General features: G+C 60.8%; 2 protein-coding genes. Both read left to right on the top strand.

All coding sequences use genetic code 11. From position 1 onward, the window contains the following. A partial coding sequence (locus tag H7A77_RS25430; RefSeq protein WP_182074839.1) for a spore coat protein U domain-containing protein occupies positions 1-326 on the top strand: 326 nt, incomplete at its 5' end. Positions 327-598: 272 nt separating this feature from the next. Continuing rightward, on the top strand, positions 599-934 hold a 336-nt coding region (locus H7A77_RS25425; protein WP_182074838.1), incomplete at its 3' end, for a spore coat protein U domain-containing protein.

Genomic DNA, 934 nt, shown 5'->3' with positions numbered 1-934 from the left:
CCGCCAGCGCCACCGGCAGCGGCGGCACCGGCACCTTGGGGCTGAACTGCACCACCGGCACCAACTACACCGTGGCGCTGGACAACGGCCTCAACGCCTCCGGCAGCCAGCGGCGCATGGCCAGCGGCGTGCCCGCCTACATCAGCTATAACCTCTACCAGGACAGCGCCCACGCCGTGCCGTGGAACAGCACCACCGGCGTGCTGACCGGCACCGGCACCGGCTCGGCGGTCCCGCTGATCGTCTACGGTCTGGTGCCCGCCGCGGGCACCACCCCGGCCGCCGGCGTGTACAACGATACCGTCACCATGACCGTAACCTGGTGATGCCTGCCGACACGGGGCGCCACCACGGCGCTCCGTTATTCATTAATATAACAATATTCCTACCCACCCTCTCGTTATCTCAAACACGATTTCCCTGATGTGTTTACGCTGCACTCAACCTGCGATCTCGCTTAAAAATAAATAAAGTTTTTAATCTTTCGGCAAGACATTCTCCCGTTCTTATTCTATTAATTAATCTGTAAATAGATTAATGCATTTGACTCATTTTTCGGGCTTTTTGGCAGGCTTCTCTACTACGGCAAGGAACCATGATGAAAAAGACTCTGGCGGCATTAACCTCGGCAGCGGCCCTGCTGTGCACCTCTGGCGCCGCCTTTGCGGCAGGCACCATTCAGGGCACGCTGGGCGTCACTTTAACCATCGGCGCCGGCTGCGTCGTTACCGGCGGCAACAGCTCCGGCACAACCAACAACTTCGGCTCCATCAGCTTCGGCACCTACTCGTCGCTGGCTAACGTCATCACCGCCAGCGCCACCGGCAGCGGCGGCACCGGCACCTTGGGGCTGAACTGCACCACCGGCACCAACTACACCGTGGCGCTGGACAACGGCCTCAACGCCTCCGGCAGCCAGCGGCGCATGGCCAGC

The sequence above is a fragment of the Serratia sp. ME47 genome, from assembly GCF_903970925.1.
GTDB classification, from domain to species: domain Bacteria; phylum Pseudomonadota; class Gammaproteobacteria; order Enterobacterales; family Enterobacteriaceae; genus Serratia; species Serratia ureilytica.
The sequence above is the reverse complement of the archived record's forward strand: the minus strand, read 5'-3'. Positions and strand labels throughout refer to the sequence as shown.